The organism is Mesorhizobium sp. M1A.F.Ca.ET.072.01.1.1 (assembly GCF_004023325.1).
Lineage (GTDB): Bacteria > Pseudomonadota > Alphaproteobacteria > Rhizobiales > Rhizobiaceae > Mesorhizobium.
In genome coordinates this window covers 1-1,805 of the sequence record NZ_RZSF01000597.1, presented here as the reverse complement: position 1 = coordinate 1,805, position 1,805 = coordinate 1, and the positions used below count along the sequence as shown (strand labels likewise).

Genomic DNA, 1,805 nt, shown 5'->3' with positions numbered 1-1,805 from the left:
CGGCGACCCGAAGAGCGCGGGTCAAAAGACGATGCCCGTCACCCCAGGCAACGGGATGGCGGGCATCGATCTAGCGGCTGCCGACGAGGAAGGTGACGCATTTCCTCGCCGGCTCCATCCAATGCTATGGCGAGGATTTAGTTTCAGCGTTGGGACCAAAGCGTCAGTTGCTCCGGCTTCGGTCGCATCGGGAACCTTCCGCACGTCGGTAGGTTTGGTTTCGCGGCGCGATTCATCCCGAGGCGGGCCGATGGGTTGCGCGAGACCCCGGAGCCCCGCTCGTCCTCACGAGCGGGCTCTTGCATGTGATGCTGCCGAACAAGGAAGATCGCAGCCGGCTTTTCCACCGCATGAGCGCGCGCGCTTTCGAATTTCTGGACCGATGGATGGCAAACCATCTGCCAAACGTGAGCACCGACGACCCAGGGGCCATTGCCGATCTTGTCGTTGAACTCTCTGCTTCTGCGGGGCGTCAGGGCATCGCGCCCAAAGAGATATATGAGGAGGTCACAGCGTGTTTCGCCTTTTGAGCGAAGCGATGCAGCACCGTGGGGCGGCTTGGCGGGTTGAGACCAAAACAGATGTCCAGCACTCCTGGCAAGAAACTCGGGTACTACTCTGGAAGAAGAAGAAGACGACCGCCGAGCGTGGCGGGGGACCAGGGTGTGTCGGACGGTCGTCGGAGGACGGGGGGCAATAGAGTCAGCAAACTGCGTTGCGATCGGCCCTGGCTCAACATGTCATTGGTTTGGCCCCGCAAAAATAACAAATGTTGTGGGAACCTCTCGCGCCTTTACGCGCGAGTGACTGCGGAAAGGAACAGTCCTACCAGTGTCCCGATTCAGTCCCGCGGCTGTGCTCCGGCACGGAGCTCACCGCCGCGCTGGGGCGCTCCCCCAGGAGCCCGTTCGACCCGTCAGGCGAGCGGGCTCTTGCTTCTAGCCTCCCGAGGGGCTGGACCGCGACAGGCGGAACGCCTCGCCCGTGATGCCGTAGGATCAATGGCACTTGCCGATGACATCCGCATGGTCGGGGGCATGTCGGCGGGGTTGCACGATGCAGCCTAGACATGAGGTCCCGGCCTGCCGAGCAGTTCGAGGGGACCTTGGGCAGACAGGCCGGGCTCTTACCCCGTGCCAAACCACGGCGGGGCAGAGATGCATTATGCGCCATCGTTCAGTGGTAGGCATCCACGTTTTTAGTGGTAGCTAATGAAAAGCCCGCCACAGCTCATGAGCGTAAGCGACGGGCTTTTTAGGTTGCCACTGAGACGGCTACATTCCTGAAGGAACCGACCGCTCCTTCGCTTAACCACTGAGGCCTGAATCCGTTCCACAAAGGACCGTTCTATGAGATAATGGCTGATGCCTCGCCGAGGGCGACGATCATGTCATTGTCGCGTTGCAGTGGCGTCTACGGGCCCGCTGATCTGGATATGCTCCAGCGGGTGTTTAACCGGTTGTGCGACGAGCGACGCCTAGCCAGGAAGGATCGCGAACAGCGGGAATATCTGGCTAGGGAAGTCTTCCAAGCTTTTGATGACGGCACCACCGACGAAGCTGACCTACTGCGAGGGCTTTCTAAGCGCCGGAGAGCTAGCTGTGAGCTTTCGGGAGGTTGTCCATTCGGACCGGACCGAGGAGACTGGAGTTACCACGCTTCAGCATCCATCGGAGGATCCGAATGAACATCCATAAGAATGCCCGTCTCACACCGCTGCGTCGAGAGGAGATGGCGCTGTCGGTGATAGAAGGCGCTTTCTCCAAAGCCCATGCGGCGCGTGTCTACGGCGTGTCGGCCAAGAT

2 protein-coding genes are annotated in these 1,805 nt (G+C 60.6%); both read left to right on the top strand.

Annotated elements, in window-relative coordinates:
* Positions 1-299 precede the first annotated feature (299 nt).
* Positions 300-530, top strand: coding sequence for a DUF768 domain-containing protein (locus EOA32_RS36730; protein WP_128374273.1), 231 nt, complete (start codon positions 300-302; stop codon positions 528-530).
* Positions 531-1,683: 1,153 nt separating this feature from the next.
* The coding region (locus EOA32_RS36720) for a leucine zipper domain-containing protein (protein WP_245474027.1) at positions 1,684-1,805 on the top strand (122 nt) is incomplete at its 3' end.